Here is a 21,103-nt window from a genome sequence, read left to right as displayed (position 1 = left end):
AATATGGAGGCCATCGCGCTCGGCGGTGCCTTCCTCGGCACCGGGGGAGGGGGCGATCCCTATATCGGCAAAATGATGGCCCGCTCGGCGATGGCCAACGGTGGCGGAGTTGACGTGGTTGATGCCGCCGACGTGCCCGATGATGCGCTTTGCGTTCCTGTCTGCATGATGGGCGCGCCCACGGTGATGCTTGAAAAGCTGCCCAATGGCGATGAGGCGCTGGAAGCGCTCTCTGCGCTTGAGTCCTATCTGGGCAAGAAAGCTGATTACCTGATCTGCATCGAGGCAGGCGGGCTCAACTCGACCATTCCGTTTGCGGTGGCCGCCGCGACGGGCCTGCCACTCATCGATGGAGACGGCATGGGGCGGGCTTTCCCCGAGTTGCAGATGGTCAGCCTGACCTTACACAATATTTCGTCCACGCCGATGGTGCTGGCCGACGAGAAGGGCAACAGCTCCGTCATCAACACTGTCTCCAACGTCTGGACCGAGCGCTTAGCACGCGCCCAGACGATCGAGATGGGCGGCGCAGCCCTTGTGGCCCTCTACCCGATGAGCGGCGCGGACGTGAAACGAGGCCTGCTGCACGGAACGCTGTCGCTCATCCGCGAGCTGGGGCAGACGATCCTGGACGAGAGGCAGGCGAACCGCCATTCGGGTGACGCGTTGATCGCGCGTTGCGGGGGCATAGATCTCTGCACCGCAAGGGTCGTGGACATAGAACGCAAGACCGAAGGCGGTTTCGCACGTGGACGTGCCCGACTGCGGGGGCTCGACGCGGATGCAGGGCGTGAGTTTTTCCTGTCTTTCCAGAACGAGTTTCTTTGTCTTGAGGATGCGGACGGAAAACCCCTCGCGCTGACCCCTGATCTGATTTGCGCGCTCGATGCCGACGGCGGCCTGCCTGTGACGACCGAAAGCCTGCGCTTCGGGCTGGCCATCCGCCTTATCGGGCTCAAAGCCGATCCGCAGTGGCGCAGCCCTGCGGGGCTCGACCTCGCTGGACCAAGCTACTTCGGTTACGAACACGACTTCGTGCCGGTCGAGGACTTGAACCCTATTCGCACGACAACAATGCAACAGGAGGACCCAAAATGAAAAATAGAATTGCCAGTATGGCACTGGCCGGCCTTGTCGCGCTGCCCGCCGCAGCGCAGGAGCCGGTGGCCATCACCGTGAACGCGGTGCAGATTATCGGCACCATCGATCCAGCCAAAATCAACGACTACACGGAATATATGGCCGCGGTGAACCTTTACGATGCGATGACCACGGTCGACGCCACCGGCACCGTTATCCCACAACTGGCCAAAAGCTGGGACATTTCCGACGATAGCCTGACGTATACTTTCCACCTCAAGGAAGATGCGAAGTTTCAGAACGGCGACCCTGTAACGGCTGCAGATGTCGTCTATTCTGTGCAACGCCTGCTGTCGATCAACGAAGGACCGGCTTACCTTTTTCAGACCTGCTGCACGAGAGCTCGGTGACGGCAATCGACGACCACACCGTCGAGTTCGTCCTGAACAAGGTATACGCGCCGTTCATCACGATTACTCCGATCCTGCTTGTGGTCAATGAATCACAGGTCAATAGCACCGACGAGGATGAATGGGGCGAAACGCAACTGGCCGAGACTACTTTGGGCGCCGGCCCCTATAGCCTGTCAAGCTGGGATCGGGGCGCGCAGATGTCGCTTGCGCGGTTCGACGATTATCATGACGGGTGGGAAGGCGACCGGCCAATCGACGATATCCGTATCGTTGTGACCCGCGATGAATCCACCGTCCGCGCCTTGGCCCAGCGGGGCGAGCTGAGCCTTTCCTCCTCTTATCAATCGTCAGAAACGTATGAGAATATTGCCGCCCTCGATGACTACGAGTTGATTGAGGCCGCGACGGCGACGGGGCTTTACATCAAGCTCAACAACCAGCTTGCGCCGACCGATGACATTCATGTGCGCAAGGCCATTGCCATGGCGATGGACTATGCCACCATCCGAGAGGTCATCTATCCCGGTGCGCCAATGCGCGGACCATTGGCGGATGTGTTCGAAGCGGCGATTCCAGAAGGTGCGGCCGAGCCCGTGTTCGATATCGAGGCAGCGTCCGCCGAACTTGCGAAGTCGCCCTATTCGGGGCAGGGGCCAATCGAGATCACCCACACCTATGTGTCAAACACGCCCTTCGAAGAGGAAATCGCACTTCTTTTCAAGGCAACGCTCGATGCAATCGGCTTTGACGTGACGATCCAGCCCGAACCATGGAACCGGATAACTGAACTTGCCACGTCTGTGGAAACCACACCGCATAGTTCACAGATCTTCTACGGGCCAACCTACCCGTCGCCGGATTCGGTGTTCTACGTGCAATACGCATCCGATGCCGCGGGAACCTGGTCGAGCATGGATTGGGTGAACGATGCCGACATCAACGATATGATTGTTCAGTCTCGTGCCGAAACCGACACCGGCGCCCGCAACGCCATCTATCAGGAAATTTATTCGAAACTGGTTGAGGACCAACGGTCAGTCTGGCTTCTCGCGCAGCAGAAGCGGCTCGTCGCACACCGTTGTCTCGAAGGCTACGAATGGGTGCCGATGCAGAGCTGGGACTTTGACTTTTCCCGCTTCCGCTGGACCTGCAAAGACTGATCAAGCCTACCTGACCCTGGCGGATGCGCCAGGGTCATAGGACCGGATCCCGAAAGGGCTCCGATTTCATCAAACGGCAGCTGGATGGCAACTTCTGGCTGTCGTTCTCGTAGATGACCTGGCGGACACTGCGTTCTCTCGGTCGGGGTTCATTAGCTCAGTCTCCTTGTTGGCGCGTTCGTAAAACCTCCCTGCGGGACCTGGCCGCAAAATCCAGGAAGGATGGGTTGGCAGCTGCCAACACTGGTCCAGTGGCTGGCAGGATCGCCGAGCTCGACCCTGCTATTGTCCATGCTGGCGGTTTGGACGATACAGCAGCCGCCCTTCATGATGTACCAGTGGCGAAGGCGCGGCTCGGTCAACGCAAAGCCTTTATGCAGGCACTAATCTCCAGTCAGGCGATCACAGAGTTCGATCGGCCAAGCTCGAAAGCGGTCGGAGAGATAATGGCTTTGTTTCGTGAAGTCCGAAGCAAACTGCAGTAATAAACAGCAACATCAACTTGATTTTTTACGAGGAAGTTCGTATCTTGAGTAAGAAGATTGGATTTAAGGAGGCCAAGCGACGCGTGATAGAAGCTCTGCGCGACAAGACTGTTGATTGTCACTGAGAACTGACCCGGTATTTTCACCGAGATTTGACCCACCCTCAGTTATGCGTCGTGGTTTATGACGCGGTCAATGCTTTGGCCTCCTTTCGTGTTCTCTTTGCAGCCTCAGCGCTGGCCTTGAAGCGGTAGCTGTCGTTTCCGGTTTCGAGAATGTGGCAGCGGTGGGTCAGCCTATCGAGGAGCGCGGTTGTCATCTTTGCATCCCCGAAGACCTGCGCCCATTCTGAGAAGCTGAGGTTTGTGGTGATGATGACGCTGGTGCGCTCGTAGAGCTTGCTGAGTAGATGGAAGAGCAGCGCCCCGCCAGATGAACTGAACGGCAGGTAGCCGAGTTCGTCCAAGATGACCAAGTCGACCTTCGTCAGCATCTCAGCCAGTTTCCCTGCCTTTCCAAGCGCCTTCTCCTGCTCCAGCGCGTTGACCAATTCGACGGTCGAGAAGAAGCGCACCTTACGCCGGTGATGTTCGATGGCTTGGACGCCGATTGCTGTGGCTGTGTGGCTCTTGCCCGTTCCGGGACCGCCGATCAAAACGACATTCTCGGCCGCTTCGATAAACTCGCATCGGTGTAGCTGCCGCACTGTCGCTTCGTTGATCTCACTCGATGCAAAGTCGAAGCCCGTCAGATCCTTGTATGCGGGGAAGCGGGCGACCTTCGTGTGGTAGGCGATGGACCGTACCTCGCGTTCGGCGATCTCGGCCTTGAGCAGCTGTGACAGCATTGGTGTGGCAGCTTCGAACGCTGGCGCGCCCTGGGCGACCAAGTCTTCAATCGCATTTGCCATGCCATAGAGCTTAAGACTGCGCAGCATGATGACGATAGAGGCTCCTGCTGGGTCATGACGCATGGCGCTTCTCCTCAGTCTGTCGCAACCCGTCATAGCGACCGACGTTGGCCTCTGGCGTTGTCTGCAATGCCAGTGCGTCCGGCGCATCGACCTCGGGGTGATCTGTCGGTCTGCGATCAATCAATCGGTGCAGCAAGTTCAGGATATGCGTTTTAGTTGGCACACCCGCTTCCAGCGCCAGCTCCACTGCGCACAGAATGTCTTCCTCATTGTGCTGAAGAACCAATGACAGGACATCAACCATCTCTCGGTCTCCACCCTCCTTGCGCAGCATGTGATCCTGTAGCTGGCGGAAGGCATCCGGCATCTCTGTAAACGGCGCGCCATTGCGAAGGGCCCCGGGTTTACGTTGTATAACAGCGAGATAGTGGTGCCAGTCATAGATGACCTGGCCCGGCTTGCGGTGAGACCGCTCGATGATCCGCGCATGCTCGCAAACCGTTTGCCCTTCAGCGACCACGACCAGCCGTTCGGGATAGACATGCAAACTAACACGTCGGTTCGCAAAGCTGGCGGGAACGCTGTAGCGATTGCGTTCGAACGTGATCAGGCATGTGGGTGACACACGCTTACTGTGTTCGATAAAGCCATCGAATGCCGGCGGCAGTGCCATCAGCGTGGGCTTCTCGGCCTCCCACACGTCTGCGATGGACCCCGGCAAAGCCTTGTGCAGTGTCTCTGTCCAAAGGGCCATACAGCGCTCTTCAAACCATTGGTTCAACTCGTCCAGATCGGCAAAGACCGGCATGACCTGCCACATGCGGTTGCGCGCATCCTGCACGTTCTTCTCAACCTGGCCTTTCTCCCAACCGGCTGCCGGATTACAGAACTCGGGCTCAAACACGTAGTGGCTGGCCATGGCTTTGAAGCGTGCATTGACATCCCGCTGCTTGCCTTTGCCCACACGATCAACGGCGGTCTTCATATTGTCATAGATCCCGCGACCAGGCACACCGCCGAACACGCGGAATGCATGCCAGTGGGCGTCAAACAGCATCTCATGCGTTTGCAGCGGGTAGGCCCGCACCAAGAAAGCCCGGCTGTGTGACAGTTTGATATGCGCGACCTGAAGTTTGACGCGCTCACCGCCAATGTTGGCCCAGTCCTCGCTCCAGTCGAATTGGAAGGCTTCGCCGGGCGCGAACACCAAAGGCACGTAGGTGCCGCGCCCCGTCGTCTGTTCCGCTCGATGCCGATCTTCACGCCATGCCCGGGCGAAAGCTGCTACGCGTTCATAGGAGCCATCATATCCCAGCTTCACCAGATCAGCATGCATTTGCTTCACTGTCCGCCGCTCTTTGCGTGACTTCCGCGTCTGGATTAAAAGCCAGGCTGACAGCCGATCCGCATAGGGATCCAGCTTGCTTGGACGCTTGGGCGTCTTGAACTGCGGTTCCACCGCACCTTCACGCAGATACTTCTTTACCGTGTTCCGAGACAAACCCGTCCGCCGGGCAATCTCCCTGATTGGCATTTTGTCACGCAATGCCCAGCGTCGAATGACACTCAAAAATCCCATGTCGATCACTCCAAATCCCCCCAACCAAAACCGTCGGGGAAGTGTGTTCACATGGGTCAATTCTCAGTGACAATTTATGGGGCTACCGGGTCAGTTCTCAGTGACAATCAACAGTCTACACTACCTGAGCCATGTTGATCGAGGCCATCAGGCTGAGGACGTAACCTTGCGCCGAATCTGCAAGCTCAGCAGCTCGAGGGCCGCAGGGGCGCTAAGCGCCGGACCGAGGACCGTTACCGGGTCAGGATGCGCATCTTGTCGAACGTCTGTTCACAGATGTCGCGGTAGTCGTATTGGATCAAGCTGTCGACGTTTCGTGAGATGATTTGCACCAACATCTCACTGGCCTTCTGCTGATCAACAATATGAAGTAGTATGTCTGCCCAATCACGAGCAGGCAGTGACCAGACCTGCTATCCGATGGCTCCTCGAACCATTGGCCGACGAGTTGAGTGTCCATGTCCATAGCTGTATCCTTTCCAAGCTGCTCTGTTGTACTCGATAAGAAAGTGGGTCTGACGCGAGCAACTCGGAAAAGAATTCGGAAGGGGCGATCCGAGGCAGATGCACGGGTCAGGCGCAGTCGGAGCCGGAAAATACCCTGCGCTCAGCGGGAACCCGAACCTCGAATTCGCCGGTTACGCGACCTACATCATCATTAACGGTCAGGCTGCCATGCCCAGCTTCGGCCATTTCTTTGATGATAAGCAGGTGCTCGCCAGTACCAATTGTCTGCAAACCAACCTTGGCAATGACTATGAGGCGGATGGCACGCTTGATGCCGTGGCCGATGCCCGCCGACCCAGTAGACCAGAATATGGAGGAACACGAATGATCGGCAAATTTATCGCCCCCTCGCTGCGGCGACCGCACTTACGACCACCGCAGCATTCGCACAAAGCTCGGAAGTTGTCCGCCATGGGTTGCAGGATTCCGACTTTCCGATCCTGCAAGCAGTAGAGGTGCCAGCGGATGCCACTTTGGTTTATCTCAGCGGCACCGTTCCTGAGGTCGCTGATAAAACGGCAGAGAAAGGATCACCCGAGTATTTCGGGGATACGACCACTCAGACAGCCAGCGTTCTCGCATCGATTAAAAAGAAGCTCGCCGGACTCGATCTTGATATGGGAGACGTCATCAAAATGCAGGCTTATCTCGTCGCTCCCGAAGGCAGCAATGGGATGGACTTTGAAGGCTTTATGGAGGGCTATACCCAATATTTCGGCACCGAGGAGCAACCCGAATTGCCAACCCGGTCGGTCTTTGCCGTCGCGGGATTGGCGAACCCAGCTTGGCTGGTTGAAATCGAAGTTGTGGCGGTCCGCACCGGCTGATAAGCCCGCGCAGCAGACAATCATCTGATTGTCAGAGCGGTGGCCCAAAGGGGCCACCGCTTTTTCGTTTAGCCTTCTGTGCGATACCAGTCGGCGACGTTCCACAGGTCGCTGTCCCAAGCGTTCAGCTTCACGCCACCAAGCGTGTTACCCTGTGCTGCCACCGCCGCGCGGTTGATTAGCGGCAGCATGGATTTGCTTTCGGTGGTGATAATGTCGTTCAGACGTTTCACCAGACGCGCCCGCTCTTCGAGCTTACTGGTGCGAGAAAGCTCATCAAGAAGCGTGTCATATTCCTCATCGCAGAAGCGGTTGATATTCTCGCCCTGCCACTGTGTTGAGGGCTTTGGCTCATTCCCACAACGGCGCTGCGCAAGATAGGCTTGCGGGTCAGTGCCGTCATAGAGGTTCGCATACATCTCAACGTCGGCATAGAACTTGGGGAATGTGTCGGGGCTGCCGGGATCGCCGCCGAAAAAGACCGACGCGTCGATGTTGCGCAGCTCCACCTTGATGCCGATCTGGTTCCACCAATCCTTGATCAGTGCCTGAAAGTCTTGACGCACGGCGTTGGTAGAGGTCTGAAACACGATCGACAGGCGCATACCGTCTTTCTCGCGTACGCCGTCCCCGTCTTCGTCCAACCAGCCTGCTTCATCCAGAAGTGTCTTCGCAGCTTCCAAATCCTGCGTCATACATTCTGTGTTGTCAGAGCTATAAATCGGCGGCGCGGGGACCAGATTGCAGGTTGGCCGACCTGCCTGACCGTAACCGATTTCGTTGAGCAATTCGCGATCGATTGCCATGCTCATGGCTTGTCGAACACGCCGGTCAGTAAGAAAAGGATGCGGCTCCTGAACCGTGGCGCGCGTTTCCGGGGGCAGGTCCGGAGAAGGGTTCGTCATGTTGATTTCGATCCGCTCGACAAGCGGACCGAACTCAAAAATAGGCTTTCCAGTACCGCCCTGTGCGATTGTTTCCAGCACATCAGGTGCCATCAACAAATCCCACGCGTAATCAAACTCACCGGTTTCCATTACGGCGCGCGCGGCTGAAACGGCGTCTCCACCGCCTTTAAAGTTCAGCTTGGCGAAGGCGGGCTTGCCTGGGTCGCGATAATTGTCGTTTGCAACAAGCTGGATAGAGTCGTTTGGCCGAAAGTCCGTGACCACAAACGGGCCGCTGCCAATCGGATTAAAGTTTTCCTCGGTACAGCCCGGCGCCCGCGCACCGGTGCATTCAGCAAACTGTGCAGCCTGAAGGATGGGCGACGCCGCCCCGACAAAAGGCAGATACGGGTAAGGTTTCGGCTCATCAAAATGAATTGTTATCGTGCGGTCATCAACGACTTCGACATTCTTGACGTCATTAAACTTTGACTGCTGAGCGCAGCCGCCTTCCGGGTTCATACAGTAATCTGCTGTGAATTTTACATCGTCGGCTGTTACAGGCGTGCCATCTGACCACGTCACCCCTTCTTTCAGCTTCCAGGTAATCGCAGTTAAGTCTTCGGTCATGCCGCCGTTCTCGACCGTTGGAATTTCGACAGCCAGTTTCGGCACAAGCTCGCCTTTCTCATCGGCGTTGGCCAAAGGCTCAAGCACCATGCTGGAAGCATCGCGCTCTTTCACACCGCCGGAAAGATAGGGGTTCAAGATTGAAGGCGCTTGCCAGTAGATAATGTTGAGTTGATCATCGCGACCGCGCTCGCCCTCTTGGGCAAACACCATAGATGATGACAGCAAGGTCATCGAGGTTGCTCCGAGCAAATGTGCTATGAACCGCATGGTCTATCCTCTGGTCTGTTCGTGTTTAACGCGAATAATTGCTTAACCAATCAAACAGATTCTTACCGGTTTGCAAGGCTGAGGACTCGCGGTGCCGGATGAGCAGGCATCTTCCAGACAAAGCCGCACCATTACCGAGAACCATTTAAGCCCGAATCCAAGGACACCCTGGGCTCCACTCTAAATCACCGACCGTCTCAAACGCTATTCTGAGGGACAGGGCAAATGGGCAATCAAGCCTGCCCCTAAGGCTTCGGTGGCTGTGAACCGCGCGAAATATTCCCTGACAAGCTGCCCAGATACTGAGCCGATCGACACCTCTGGTTCGGTTGCCGGTCTCTACGCGCATACCAAACGAGTCTAACATACTGAGGGTTAAGCTCACCGCGTGTACTTGTTTCGGCTCGCGCAGGCAGCGCAGTCTGCAAAAAAAGTGGCGACGACCCACCTGGGGTAAAAAGGGAATGGGTCGCCGCAGTTATTCGGTGCTACAGGGAGGATGCACCGGCGTGAATGAACCACAACTGTCATTCACAAATTGCATATACGTGCGCTTTAGGAAAAAGCAATTACGGTGGCAGGTTTCCACCGGTATGCCCCAACATGTAACTCTCTGGGATATGCGAAGAAAGGCGACGACCCCCAAGAGCCAAGGAATGGAACGAAGGCCGCCGCAGTTTACCGCGGCCCATGGAAGTTCAAGCCGAAGTAGAATAAGGCGTCACCCGACACCCTAAAGTTGCTTAGGCTAAAACCATTCACAAGGCAAACAGTTCGAGTAACATCTATTCACCCAGCTTCCGTGTTTTCTACGCTTAAACCGGCATCTACCATTTGCTCCTTGTTCGGAAGATCTCGCAAGCTCTCAAGATCAAACGCGATCAAAAACTGCTCTGTCGTCACAAACGTGTAAGGAGCCCCTCTTTGAGGCGCGCGTGGTCCCGTTCCAATCAAATCGCGCGCATGTAAGCGACCAATTAAATCGCGGCTGATTTCTTTGCCAAAAATATCCTTCAGCCCGTCGCGGGTGATCGGCTGGTGATAAGCAATAGCCGCCAACACCGCGACATCGAATTCATTCAGATTCAGCAGTTGTTCACCAACGTTTGCAGCCGCGCGGATCGCTGGGGCATAAGCAGTTCTTGTGCGCATCATCCAGCCACCCGCCACCTCAGCGACTTCGAACGCGCGTCCGTCCAGAACGGTGGCCAGGTCCTCGATGAGGAGATCGACTGCCGCTCCCTGCCCTACCACCCGCGCCAAATCCGCGCGAGGCACAGGTGAAGCAGAAGCAAAAAGCACTGCTTCGATCCGTCGCATCCATTCCCGCCAGCGCAGCTCGGGTGGAAGATTAGCAAGCTCGCAGTCAAGCTCTGACCCAGATCGATACTTCGCCATCTTATACTCCGTACAGCCGGAACGTGTCGCGGCCAGTGAGTTCGCGCACCACCCCCAGTTCGACAAGCCGGTCGCAAAGCCGCCGCGCAGCGCGAGGCGGCAAGGGCAGCGCCGCTGCTGCGACGGCATCGCGGCTCAAAATCATCTCGACGGCTTTCGCTGCCCCCTTAGCGCGGAGCTTCGGCGCAACCGCCTTCACATGTTCAGCCCGCCGCGTGAGATCGGTAGCAAGGCGTATCGTCTCGACCGCCGAAACAATGATGGCGCGATGACAGGCGAGGCGAAGGTCATCACCTTGTTTGAGCAGGTCCGCACGTTTTAGGCTCGGGGCCAGCAATGGTATAAGATGTTTCCATCCGAGCGACTGAGCGAGGGCCGCCTCCGCTAAGATCAGCGCCGGCACATCGGCACGCGGCGCTTCCCTCAGCACCGTCTCCAGCACCGTTGCGGCCCGGACGACGGGAGTCCCCTGCCCCGTATTCAGCCACGTCGCAATCTGGCCCGGCTCGAAGGTCGGCAAGGCGCGGCCGAGAGCCTTGACCGACACCGGCCGTTCAGTGGCACGCCGCCAAAAAAGTAGATCTCACCCGCCGGTCCGGGTAGGTCGCCGGGGCGCAGCAGATGGAGCAAGTCGCGCAGTTCCCTGGCCCGCTCCGGGCGGCCAGAGAACGTTACACAGGCCTCGGCTGCACGCAGCGCCAAGCGGTCACGCATCAAGGCGTGAGGCACGTCCTCGCGTCCCAACACAAGATGCAGGTGGTTCAGCGCCGCGCCCGACGAAAACGCAACATCTTCAAGGGTTTTAGAACGCACGGAGGTGACCCAGGCGGGCATCCGGGGTAGTGTATCGAGGTCGCTGATGTGATCCGGTTGGGCAAAGGTCATGCCCACAGCCTACAATTGCGCGGCGCTTTATTCCAGATAATACCGAACCAACCGCCTCGCCTTGCGGTTCTTTTCTATGTCCAATAAGTTTACATTATCGGACTTGGTGGAATATGCTGCTACACAGTCTCAAAATCAGCGAATTTTAAGGGGAAAGAATGGACACAGAGATCGAGAAATCGACGTCAACGCCCTCTGACAAACTTGATGCTTGCGTCGGCGAGGGCGATCAAGAGAAAAGTGATAGCATCACCTTGCCCTCGCATGTGGCTGGTTCAGGCACCGTCGATCAGCTGGTAGAAACCGCACGCAGCTATGCAAAGCAGGCGGCCTCTGAGAATACCCTGAAGGCCTATGCGAAAGACTGGGCGCACTTTACCCGCTGGTGCAGACTGAAGGGAACGGACCCTTTGCCGCCTTCACCCGAGATGATCGGGCTCTACCTCGCCAACCTGGCGGCACCCACGGGAAAGGCCCCTGCCCTCTCAGTCTCGACAATCGATCGCCGTCTTTCTGGCCTTGGCTGGAACTACACTCAGCGCGGCTTCACCCTTGATCGTAAGAACCGCCACATCGCCTCCGTGCTTGCCGGGATCAAGCGCAGGCACGCGCGACCGCCGGTTCGGAAAGAAGCAATCATGGCCGACGATATACTCGCTATGGTGGGCAGCCTTCCCTTCGATCTGCGTGGGTTGCGGGACCGCGCGATCCTGCTGTTGGGATACGCGGGGGGTCTGCGCCGATCCGAAATCGTCAGCCTCGACGTGCACAAGGACGACACGCCGGATTCTGGTGGCTGGATTAAGATCTTCGACAAAGGCGCCCTGCTCACGCTCAACGCGAAGACCGGCTGGCGCGAGGTCGAGATTGGCCGCGGCTCCAGCGATCAAACCTGCCCGGTCCAGGCGCTGGAACAATGGCTGCACTTTGCAAAGATCGACTTCGGCCCTGTCTTCGTCGGCACCTCGCGGGATGGCAAGTGCGCATCTGAAACACGCCTGAACGACAAACATGTCGCACGACTGATCAAGCGCACGGTCCTCGACGCCGGCATCCGATCCGAACTGTCCGAAAAAGAGCGCCTGGCGCTGTTTTCCGGCCATTCCTTGCGCGCCGGTCTCGCGAGCTCTGCCGAAGTCGATGAGCGCTACGTCCAAAAGCATCTTGGTCACGCCTCAGCCGAAATGACCCGCCGCTATCAGCGTCGCCGCGACCGGTTCCGCGTAAACCTGACCAAGGCTGCGGGGCTGTAATCTTCGGACCTTCGGCGCGTTTGCCAGAAATGGTCGGTAACATCTCAAGCCGGAAGAGCCGCGTTCGCATGCTTTGGCGCAACGTCTAGGCGGCGAGCCCCTGTCACACCCCGAGCGGCGCAAACAGATCTTCCAGTATCGCCTCGTCCAGCAACGGGCCAGCCTGTCCCCCATCCTTGTCGAACAAGGCGTCGACCAGCGCCTGTTTGCGCGACTGCATGTCAAGTATCTTTTCCTCTACTGTGCCTGCGGCGACCAGACGATGCACGAATACCGGTTTGTCCTGACCTATGCGATGGGTGCGGTCCATGGCCTGACGCTCCACAGCTGGGTTCCACCATGGGTCATAAAGGATCACCGTATCCGCCTCGGTCAAGGTCAGCCCAAGACCACCGGCTTTCAGGCTAAGCAGGAAAACCGGCGCAGTGCCTTTCGCGAAGCTTTCCAGTACATCGGCACGCTTTTGCGTCTGGCCCGTCAACGTCAGATGGGGGATGCCGGCGGCGGCCAGATCCGCTTCGATCAGACGCAGCATTTCAACGAATTGCGAAAACACCAGAACGCGGCGACCCTCGGCCACCAGCTCGGCCAGCAATTCACGCAATCGCGAGCGTTTGGCGCTGTTCGCCACCGCGCGCGCCGCGTCAGTCTTGACCAGCGCCGGGTCGCAGCACACCTGCCGCAGCTTGAGCAGCGCATCGAGCACGGTAATCTGCGCTGCGGCCAGACCACGGGCGCTGATCGCCTCGCGCACCCGGGCATCCATGGTGCTGCGTACGGCTTCATAAAGCGCTTGCTGCGGCTTTGGCAGCTCCACCCGTTCCAGGATTTCGGTCTTAGGAGGAAGTTCGGTTGCGACCTGCTCCTTGGTGCGACGCAGCATGAAGGGGCGCAGCCGACGGTTGAGACGCGATTGTGCGACCGCGTCACCATGCTTTTCGATCGGGGTGCGAAACAGTTTCTGAAACTCTTTTCTATACCCCAGAAGACCCGGATTCACCCAGTCGATCAGTGTCCAAAGGTCTTGCAGCGAGTTTTCCAGCGGCGTGCCGGTCAGCGCCAGCCGCCCCTTGGCAGGAATGTTGCGCAGGCTCTTGGCCATTTGCGACGCAGGGTTCTTGAGGGTTTGCGCTTCGTCCAGGATCACCAGAGGCCACTCTGTCGCTGTCAGCCAGTCTTGATCACGCGCCAGCAACGGATAGGTGGTGACGACCAGATCGGCGCGCAGAGCCTCGTCGCGCAGCGCCGCCCGGCCTGTGCCATGCAGGACCACGAGCCGAATATCCGGTGTGAATTGCGCGGACTGCATCTGCCAGCCATGCAGCAGGCTGGTCGGTACGATCAGAAGCGCCGGGCCAGCTGCTCCTGCTTCGCGACGTGCCTGCAAGAGGGCCAACACCTGAATTGTCTTGCCCAGCCCCATATCATCCGCCAGAACTCCGCCAAAACCGGCTTCGAGCAAGCTGCCCATCCAGGCGGAACCATAGGCCTGATAGGGGCGCAACTGCGCGCGCAATCCCTTTGGTGGAGCAAAACTCTCGGCCTCGGCCAATGCCTTCAGGCTACGAGCCAGCGGAATGATCCCGGCGTTATCGGCGAAGTGTACCGAGCTGCCTGCCAGCGCCTTTTCTGCCAACCGAGCGACATCGGCATCCGACGGGTGCAGCGCGCCCAACTCGGCATAATGCGTCAGCACCAGATGGAGTAGGGGTGCCAGCGGACTGAGGTCCAGGGGGCATAGCCCGCCTTGCCCCGGTTCAGGTAAACCGGCTTATCGGACAGATGCTGCGACAGGACGTCGACATCCGGCACGGCGTCCCATTCGTCACGCACCTGTTCAAGAAAGGCCGCGATCAGGGGCGCGACATCCACTGGCTTGCCGCCGATCTCGGCTTGAAACCCCAGCGAGAACCAGTCGTTGCCGTGGAATGCGTCGCCTGCCTCGGCCTGTGTTGCAACCGTCAGCGCGGCAGCTTCATCGCTCAAACGGAAGGGCCACTTTGATGTTTCAATGATTTCCCAGCCTTCGGTCCGCAACCCGGGCAGCGTCCGGAACGCAAACTCGAGACCATCGCGCGACGACGGGAGGCGCATACTGTTCGCGCCCATCTCCTCCTCAGCGAAGACGAAATCGCATTGCAGCATTCGAGCGCTCGGCAAAAGATAGTCCATTTCGTCAACGGGTATCGCCCCTGCATCCATCAGCCGGATGACGCAAGCAGCTTCCCATTGATGATCGCGCGTCAGCGTTACGACCTCGTTGTTTTCAACGACCCGGGGGTCGGCGTCGCCTTCCCAAACCTCCTGCCCGTCATAGACAAAGCGCAATGTCAGTGTTGGCAGAGTGACAGAAACGCTGTCCCAACGCCTATAGCCGTCACGCGCGCTCTCCGCTCCAAGCGTCAAACGAGCGATGCGTTTATGGGCCGCGCGCCGTCTCTGTCGCGCCACATGCGGCGGCGGCAAGGCCAGTCCAGCGAGCGTGGCGGGCATCTCCGCAGCCAGGGCCGCCGCTTCATCGGGCGCGACTTGGGGAGCGCTCTGGACAAGCTGCAGCGCCTCAATCTGCACCGGCTGTGCCAGCGCCCCGATCTGACCGTGCGCGGTGTTCACCCATAGCGCTGCCCCGTCCAACGCCCGCAACTCCAACTGTATGCCGTCTGCGTCCTCAAACCCCAGGCTCTGACTGCCATCCGCCGCCATGCGCCAGGCCAGTCTGGCCTTTGGACACGCTTCTGACCAGCTCAACTCCGCGTCCGGAGAATTGTCATGGAGGAAGCGACCCGTGTCGCACAAGCGCCGGATCAGGGGCAAAGCATCCTGCCCCTTTGGCTTGAACATACCGGGCAGGCCGTAGCTATAGTGCGTTTCCCACAGTTGGGTCTGCGCCAGCGCAGACAAAAGCTCCAGATCGGTCGGTCGGATGAATTTTGCCACAGCGTTGCTGCGCAGGGCATGCAGCGCATCATAGCGCCGGATCGCCTTGTTCAGGCCCGTGCCAGCAGCATTGATACGGCCCTTGTAAATGTCGATCCTGACTTTTGTTTCATTCGGGATCAGGACATAAAGCAGGCGTTCCTTCACCTTGTCCGGATAGTCCTCGGGACGTGCCTCAGGCGGCACTAGGGCTGTCGGCTGCTGCTTGACACGGGTCAGCCAACCCCGCACCGGTGCTGCCAGTTGCGGGGAGCTGGAATCGCGTTCCGCCGATGTCATCAAAACAGCGACCACGTGCTTGCAATTATGCCCCACCGGGCAAGAGCAAATCCCGTCCACAAAGCTGTTGCTCAGGGTAATCCGCTGTTGGTAGCTTTCCCCGCGCCCATTCAACACGCGCCCGCGGATACTCCCATCCGGCAGAGGCTCGACCGTCGCGACCAGACCGCGATGCGCATAATCTTCACCGCGTTGCAGCGTGCCGACATCAAAATAATCCCTCAACCGTAAGTCCATGCAACACCCCAATGCCCGCCCCGCAGACCCGGCCCACAGGTCTCCCGCATATTCTTCCAGATAGCGGTTTTCCATTGCGCCGCCTATGTGGAACTTACAGAAAAAAGGTGGCACCAACCTCCGAAACGTTATTCTTCTGCCATCAATCGGTCGTTTAGTAACGGCATATGAAATTGCAATCGGCCCCGTTTTCATGCCCCTGATAGGCTATGCCCGCGTTTCCACGGAGGATCAGACCCCCTGCCCCAGTCTGAGGCGCTGCAATCTGCGGGCTGTGCCGAGATCTTTGAAGAGCACGCCTCAGGCGGCAATCGCGCGCGTCCTGTACTCGCGCGTTTGCTCGAACGCGTCCAGAGCGGCGATACGCTGGTCGTTGTGCGGATCGACCGGCTTGCGCGATCCCTGTCGCATCTGCTGGAGGTGATCGAACGTCTGGAGGCCAAGGGAGCTTTCTTCCGCTCGCTGCAGGATCCAATCGACACCGCCTCCCCTCAAGGAAAATTCACATTGCAGGTTCTGGGCGCCGCGGCCGAGTTCGAGCGCGCGCTGATACGTGAGCGCACAAAGGCCGGGCTTGCCTCTGCGCGCGCCAAAGGGCGCGTTGGTGGCAATCCTGGGCTTCGCACCAAAGACCCCGCCGCGCTGCGCAAGGTGCGGCTGGCACGACAGGACGGCTACATGGAGCGCCTGAACGAAACCGCGCAGGATTGGGTGCCCCACGTGCGACGCCTACGGCCGGATATGGCCTGGGAAGATGTTTTGCGAATCATTAATGGCCCCCTGCCCCACGACCGGCACTGGACCCAAAGCCGCCTACTCCGTGCTGTGAAAGCCTATGTCCGCGACGGGTTTCTACCAGATGAAGTGCTTGGCCGCGCCGGACGCCGCGAAACCGATGACCGCCTGCCAGCTATCGTGGCTGCCATCAAAGGCTCGGACCCCGAAATTACACTGCAGGCGATCTGCGACCGGCTAGAATCGATGCGTGAGCGCACCCCTCGAGGCCGTACTAGCTGGCAGCCGTCTTCGGTCAAAATGCTGCTTGAGCGTGCGGAAAAGTTGGGGCTCCTGTGAACACGACACTTGTGTTGGCTTAACGGATTGCCACTAAATCTAGAAAGTGCTTGCACGAATCTGGCTGGTCGGGCAATAGTCTCGAAAAATAACGCGCGGTCACATAAAAAACGCGCCCACGGATCGGGGCAGACATGAGCGAAGCAGAACAAGATCTAGATATCGCCATCGGGCACTACGCGGAACTTCTCGCGTCGAACCTGCATGCTCAGCGCGCTGCGCACTTCCCACCGGATGCAAAGAAGGTGATGCGCACTTTGACCAGCGGCGAAGCTGCTGAGCTCCTTGGCGTCGACCATACCTATCTTCGGAAGCTTCATCGAGAAGGAAAGATCGTTGACGTCGAGACGACGGCGGGAAGTCATCGCCGCTATACGCTCGACGATATCTGGGAAATCCGGCAGACGCTTGAAGGAAACGCAAAAAAGTCTGGAACTTACGTGCCTGGGCGTCGCGACAGTGACGAGCTTCAAGTCATTTCAGTGGTGAACTTCAAGGGCGGGTCCGGCAAAACGACGACGTCTGCTCACCTCGCTCAGCGCTTGGCGCTCAAGGGGTACAGAGTTCTTGCGATCGATCTCGACCCCCAAGCATCTCTTTCGGCTCTTCACGGAATCCAGCCAGAACTCGACCTCATGGAGGGCGGAACCCTCTATGATGCCGTTCGCTATGACGATCCGGTTCCGATCGCCGAAGTGATCCGCAAGACCTACATCCGCAGCCTTGATCTTATCCCGGGCAACCTTGAACTCATGGAGTTCGAGCACGAGACGCCTGCTGCGATCCAGCGAGGCGGAGCAAAGGCGTTCTTCGCGAGAGTTCATGACGCACTCGATAGTGTTGAAGCGAACTACGACGTTGTTGTGATCGACTGTCCGCCGCAACTTGGTTTCTTGACAATGTCAGCACTTTCCGCGTCCTCGGGTGTGCTCGTGACGGTTCACCCGCAGATGCTTGACCTTATGTCGATGTCCCAATTCCTGCGAATGACGGCGGATCTCCTGGGAGTAATCAGGGATGCAGGCGCAAATCTGCGCTTCGATTGGCTTCGCTTCTTGCCAACGCGATACAAAGTCGGCGACGCGCCACAGACCGAAGTCATCGCCTTCATTCGCGGGCTCTTTGGGAGGTCGGTCCTGACCAATCACATGGTTGAGTCGACCGCAATTTCTGATGCCGGCTTGACCAAGCAAACGCTCTACGAAGCTGACAAGAAGGACTTCACGCGTCAGACGTTTGATCGTGCGATCGAATCTATGAATGCAGTGAACGATGAGATCGCTGAAATCATCCAGAACACATGGGGGCGGAATGGCAAGAAAGCCTAAACTTGGCCTGCCGCTGCAGACCCTTCGCAACGCTCCTGACGCTCTTGAAGGGCGCCGACTGCGTGGCGGTGTTTTTGAGATCGATCCGGCGCAGATTGTTACCGAAGGACGGTTGGATGACAGGCTTCAGATTGAAGTTGAGGGCCTGAAGAACTCTATTTCCAAGAACGGTCAGCGTGTGCCTGTCTTGGTCCGCCCACTGGAAGGCGATCGCTACAACCTGATCTATGGCCGCAGACGCTTGGAAGCATGTCGCGAACTCGGTATCAAAGTTCGAGGCATCGTCACAGAGGTTGAAGGTGATCAAGCGCTTCGAGATCAGCTTCTCGAGAACCAAGAGCGTCGTGATCTGAGCTTTATTGAACGTGCGCTTGTAGCGACGGCGCTTCTGGACGGCGACCATTTGGAAGGTGCTGAGCGCACCAATCGTGGTGTCGCCGAAGTCCTTAACCTCCACGAAGCTGGGGTTTCACAGCTCTTGAGTGTCGTTCGGACGGTCGGTGAGGATCTCATCCAGGCAATTGGTGCAGCTCCTGGGATTGGTCGCCCGAGATGGGAAGAGCTCAAAAAGGCTTTGGGTGCCTACGACGGTGATCGGGACCAACTGCTAGCCATAGCTCATGCAGCCAAGTCCGACAGTTCCGGCTCGGTCGATGAGGTTTCTGAGCGTGCGTTTCTCGCAGTTCTGGCAGCTGCGAAGAGCGCAGAAAAGAAAGTAAGCCCATCTAGAAAGGGTGTGCCTGCTTTGGCGATCCCCGGTGTCGGAGCTGCGACGGTCAAGACCGGCCGCCAAGGCAAGCAGCTTAAACTCGATCTGACTACGGATGAACCTGATTTTATCAGCTGGTTGGAGGGCAATGCCCCAAAGCTGATTGCCGAGCTTCATGAGCGCTGGAAGCGTTCAGAAGACTGAGGAAGAGCAACCAACAAGAAGGAGGCACGATACAGGCAAAAAGAAAAAGGCCCCGAGAAGCTAGCTTCACGAGACCTTTGTAAGGTTTCGCACCGGGATCAGCCCGCTACAAAATCTCAGTTTTCGCACTTCTGAATGTAGCGTTCTGGCCCCTACCCCGCAAGCGCAAAGCGATTCGCGGGCCCTAGAATTTTTGTCTTCGTGAACATTTTCATGGAGTACACACCAATTTCGCCGTTTATGCGGCCGATTTCGCACGCTCATTTGCGCGTCATCGAGCGACCCGAGGCATCTGTTCCGGCCAGACCCGTTAACAAGTGGGAACTCCTGCGCGAGCTCTCCAAGGCGCAAGCGGCCTTTGGGGTCTCGGAACGTGATCTGACTGTTTTGCAGGGGCTCCTCAGCTTCTTTCCGGACGATGCGCTTGGCGGGAACGCCGAGATGGTCGTCTTCCCCTCGAACAAGGCAATCTGCGAGCGCCTCAATGGCATGCCGTGCTCAACGATGCGTCGTCACCTCGCGCGTCTCGTCGAGGCTGGCTTGCTCCAGCGGCGCGATAGCCCCAATGGGAAGCGCTACGTCCGCAAGCACGGCGAAGACCGCGTCGCCTTTGGCTTCGATCTTTCCCCGCTCTACTGCCAGTCTGAGGAGATAGCACGGGCCGCAGAGGCCGTACGTGAGGCTGAGGAGCGCGTCAGGCGCCTGAGAGAGGTCGTAAGCCTCATGCGACGCGATCTCGCGGCCCTCGCCGAGTTCGGAGACGAGATGCAGCCAGGCCTAGGCTTCTGGGATCAGCTTCGCGACAAGGCTGCCCTCACAGCCCGCGCGCTTCGCCGCAAGCTTTCAATTGAGGACCTCGCGGCCTATCGAGCCGATCTTGAAGCTCTCCTTGACCAGGCACGCAACATCATTGATGGCCCTGAAACAGAAGAAATGAACACCAATGATGCCCAATCTGAGCGTCACCATCATAATTCAAATAAAGAATCTATAGATTTTGAACCTGCTTTAGAAAAAGAGGGGCGGCGGGTGTGCCAGATGTGGATACGAATGAGCCGGTGGCTGACGTTGATGAACAGGACACAAGACATCTGCCAAAGATCCCGCTCCACCTAGTGATAGCGGCATGCCCCTCGCTTAAGACCTTCTACCAAGGTGAGATCCGGCATTGGCATCAGCTTTTCGATGCGGCGTGCCATGTGCGGCCAGCCATGGGGATCAGTGCGTCTGCATGGGAAGAAGCACAGCGGTTCATGGGTCCGGAGCAAGCGTCGATCGTTGTTGCTGCGATGCTGGAACGCTTCGCCGACATAAGATCGCCTGGTGGATACTTGCGAGCTCTGACTACCAAAGCTGCGGCAGGCGAGTTTTCCTGTGGCCCAATGGTCATGGCATTGATTGGCCGGCGGAACGCGGCTTAACAGCTGTTAAACTCCGATCGCGTGCGGCTGGCATGGCATAACTTAACAGCTGTTAAGTAGGCTCTCGGCACACAAACGGTGTCTGAGAAAGAAAAGTTAGGGGTTGAGGTATGGCGGTATTTGAGATCGTGAAAGTGGCTTTCGCCTTCGTCGCGGCGAAGATCTGATGACGAGGGCATCCCGATCACCATGGTGAAACCTCAGCTGGTGACCATCGCTGCTAGTAGCGCCAAGGCGGCTAGCGAAGAACATACAGATCGTTGCGCTGCAGCCAACCTAGCAGTTGCGCGCCTCCGCGGCCCCTGCCCTTTTCGATGTCTGAGATCTGATGATGAATACCCTCAATAACTGGCTCTACGCTATCCGGCGCCTGCTGACGGCGATTTGGGTCCTGGCCTCGGATATTCGCTTGGCCTTCATCGGTGCTAATGCCTGAGAGGTAGGTTGTGGATGTCTGTTGCATGATATCGTGGCTACGGGCCGTAGCGCACAAGGAGCAGACGATTGATGGTTGCCAAAACCGTTTGACCAAGGGCTCGATCCTCGAACTCCCGCGCGCGGGGAAGGGGACCCCGTAACTTCTCAGTCACTTCGATAATGGCGACATGGCCAGCGAGGCAATCGGCT

General features: G+C 58.0%; 15 protein-coding genes and 3 pseudogenes. 10 read left to right on the top strand and 8 right to left on the bottom strand.

Going from position 1 to position 21,103, the window contains the following annotated elements:
• Window positions 1-3: 3 nt before the first annotated feature.
• The 4 genes from ACFQAU_RS19305 (at window position 4) to ACFQAU_RS19290 (ending at window position 3,138) form a co-directional block, all read left to right on the top strand.
• Complete coding sequence (locus ACFQAU_RS19305) at window positions 4-1,098, top strand: DUF917 domain-containing protein (protein WP_240791647.1); 1,095 nt, start codon at window positions 4-6, stop codon at window positions 1,096-1,098.
• On the top strand, window positions 1,095-1,490 hold the full coding sequence (locus tag ACFQAU_RS19300; RefSeq protein WP_386284481.1) for an ABC transporter substrate-binding protein: 396 nt from the start codon (window positions 1,095-1,097) through the stop codon (window positions 1,488-1,490). The genes ACFQAU_RS19305 and ACFQAU_RS19300 overlap by 4 nt, the downstream gene beginning before the upstream one ends.
• Window positions 1,487-2,653: an ABC transporter substrate-binding protein gene (locus tag ACFQAU_RS19295; protein ID WP_386284479.1), complete on the top strand. Its 1,167-nt coding sequence runs from the start codon at window positions 1,487-1,489 to the stop codon at window positions 2,651-2,653. The genes ACFQAU_RS19300 and ACFQAU_RS19295 overlap by 4 nt, the downstream gene beginning before the upstream one ends.
• Window positions 2,654-2,880: 227 nt before the next feature.
• Window positions 2,881-3,138, top strand: a complete 258-nt coding sequence (locus tag ACFQAU_RS19290; protein WP_132446060.1) for a hypothetical protein — start codon at window positions 2,881-2,883, stop codon at window positions 3,136-3,138.
• Between the two features lie 181 nt (window positions 3,139-3,319).
• Here the strand turns inward: ACFQAU_RS19290 and istB are convergent, their stop codons facing one another.
• From istB to ACFQAU_RS19275, 3 genes are all read right to left on the bottom strand, one after another.
• Entirely contained in the window at window positions 3,320-4,111 is a 792-nt protein-coding gene (gene istB / locus ACFQAU_RS19285; RefSeq protein ID WP_132447145.1) for an IS21-like element helper ATPase IstB, read from the bottom strand.
• Window positions 4,101-5,630 (bottom strand): IS21 family transposase, encoded by a 1,530-nt coding sequence (gene istA / locus ACFQAU_RS19280; protein WP_132447147.1) that lies wholly within the window; start codon window positions 5,628-5,630, stop codon window positions 4,101-4,103. The genes istB and istA overlap by 11 nt, the downstream gene beginning before the upstream one ends.
• Window positions 5,631-6,203: 573 nt before the next feature.
• Entirely contained in the window at window positions 6,204-6,503 is a 300-nt protein-coding gene (locus ACFQAU_RS19275; protein WP_386284474.1) for a hypothetical protein, read from the bottom strand.
• Window positions 6,504-6,553: 50 nt separating this feature from the next.
• Between ACFQAU_RS19275 and ACFQAU_RS19270 the strand changes: the two genes are divergently transcribed.
• Window positions 6,554-6,964: a RidA family protein gene (locus ACFQAU_RS19270; RefSeq protein ID WP_386284471.1), complete on the top strand. Its 411-nt coding sequence runs from the start codon at window positions 6,554-6,556 to the stop codon at window positions 6,962-6,964.
• A gap of 68 nt (window positions 6,965-7,032) precedes the next feature.
• Here ACFQAU_RS19270 and ACFQAU_RS19265 read toward each other — a convergent pair whose 3' ends face one another.
• The 3 genes and pseudogenes from ACFQAU_RS19265 to ACFQAU_RS19255 all read right to left on the bottom strand — a co-directional run bounded on the left by ACFQAU_RS19265 (window position 7,033) and on the right by ACFQAU_RS19255 (window position 11,034).
• Entirely contained in the window at window positions 7,033-8,715 is a 1,683-nt protein-coding gene (locus ACFQAU_RS19265) for a peptide ABC transporter substrate-binding protein (protein WP_386284469.1), read from the bottom strand.
• 825 nt (window positions 8,716-9,540) lie between these two features.
• Entirely contained in the window at window positions 9,541-10,149 is a 609-nt protein-coding gene (gene scpB, locus ACFQAU_RS19260; RefSeq protein ID WP_132446251.1) for an SMC-Scp complex subunit ScpB, read from the bottom strand.
• A 1-nt stretch (window position 10,150) separates the two neighbouring features.
• Window positions 10,151-11,034 (bottom strand): annotated as a pseudogene (locus ACFQAU_RS19255) (DUF1403 family protein).
• Window positions 11,035-11,192: 158 nt separating this feature from the next.
• Between ACFQAU_RS19255 and ACFQAU_RS19250 the strand changes: the two are divergent.
• Window positions 11,193-12,287: a tyrosine-type recombinase/integrase gene (locus ACFQAU_RS19250; protein WP_120352530.1), complete on the top strand. Its 1,095-nt coding sequence runs from the start codon at window positions 11,193-11,195 to the stop codon at window positions 12,285-12,287.
• Between the two features lie 103 nt (window positions 12,288-12,390).
• On the opposite strand, the gene ACFQAU_RS19245 is transcribed toward ACFQAU_RS19250, so the two are convergent.
• Window positions 12,391-13,983, bottom strand: coding sequence for a DEAD/DEAH box helicase (locus ACFQAU_RS19245; protein WP_386284464.1), 1,593 nt, complete (start codon window positions 13,981-13,983; stop codon window positions 12,391-12,393).
• On the bottom strand, window positions 13,977-15,815 hold the full coding sequence (locus ACFQAU_RS19240) for an SWIM zinc finger family protein (RefSeq protein WP_386284462.1): 1,839 nt from the start codon (window positions 15,813-15,815) through the stop codon (window positions 13,977-13,979). The genes ACFQAU_RS19245 and ACFQAU_RS19240 overlap by 7 nt, the downstream gene beginning before the upstream one ends.
• A gap of 118 nt (window positions 15,816-15,933) precedes the next feature.
• On the opposite strand from ACFQAU_RS19240, the pseudogene ACFQAU_RS19235 reads away from it, so the two are divergent.
• From ACFQAU_RS19235 to repC, 4 genes and pseudogenes are all read left to right on the top strand, one after another.
• Window positions 15,934-16,814, top strand: a pseudogene (locus ACFQAU_RS19235) (recombinase family protein).
• A gap of 134 nt (window positions 16,815-16,948) precedes the next feature.
• Window positions 16,949-18,142: a plasmid partitioning protein RepA gene (gene repA, locus ACFQAU_RS19230; protein ID WP_132446243.1), complete on the top strand. Its 1,194-nt coding sequence runs from the start codon at window positions 16,949-16,951 to the stop codon at window positions 18,140-18,142.
• A complete protein-coding gene (gene repB / locus ACFQAU_RS19225; protein WP_132446241.1) occupies window positions 18,126-19,055 on the top strand; it encodes a plasmid partitioning protein RepB in 930 nt (309 codons plus the stop codon). Before repA ends, repB begins: the two co-directional genes overlap by 17 nt.
• Window positions 19,056-19,268: 213 nt before the next feature.
• Window positions 19,269-20,476: pseudogene (repC, locus tag ACFQAU_RS19220) on the top strand (plasmid replication protein RepC).
• Window positions 20,477-21,103: the final 627 nt, after the last annotated feature.

The sequence above is a fragment of the Sulfitobacter profundi genome (assembly GCF_042661425.1).
Taxonomy (GTDB): domain Bacteria; phylum Pseudomonadota; class Alphaproteobacteria; order Rhodobacterales; family Rhodobacteraceae; genus Sulfitobacter; species Sulfitobacter profundi.
This window is presented reverse-complemented; position numbering and strand designations above follow the sequence as displayed.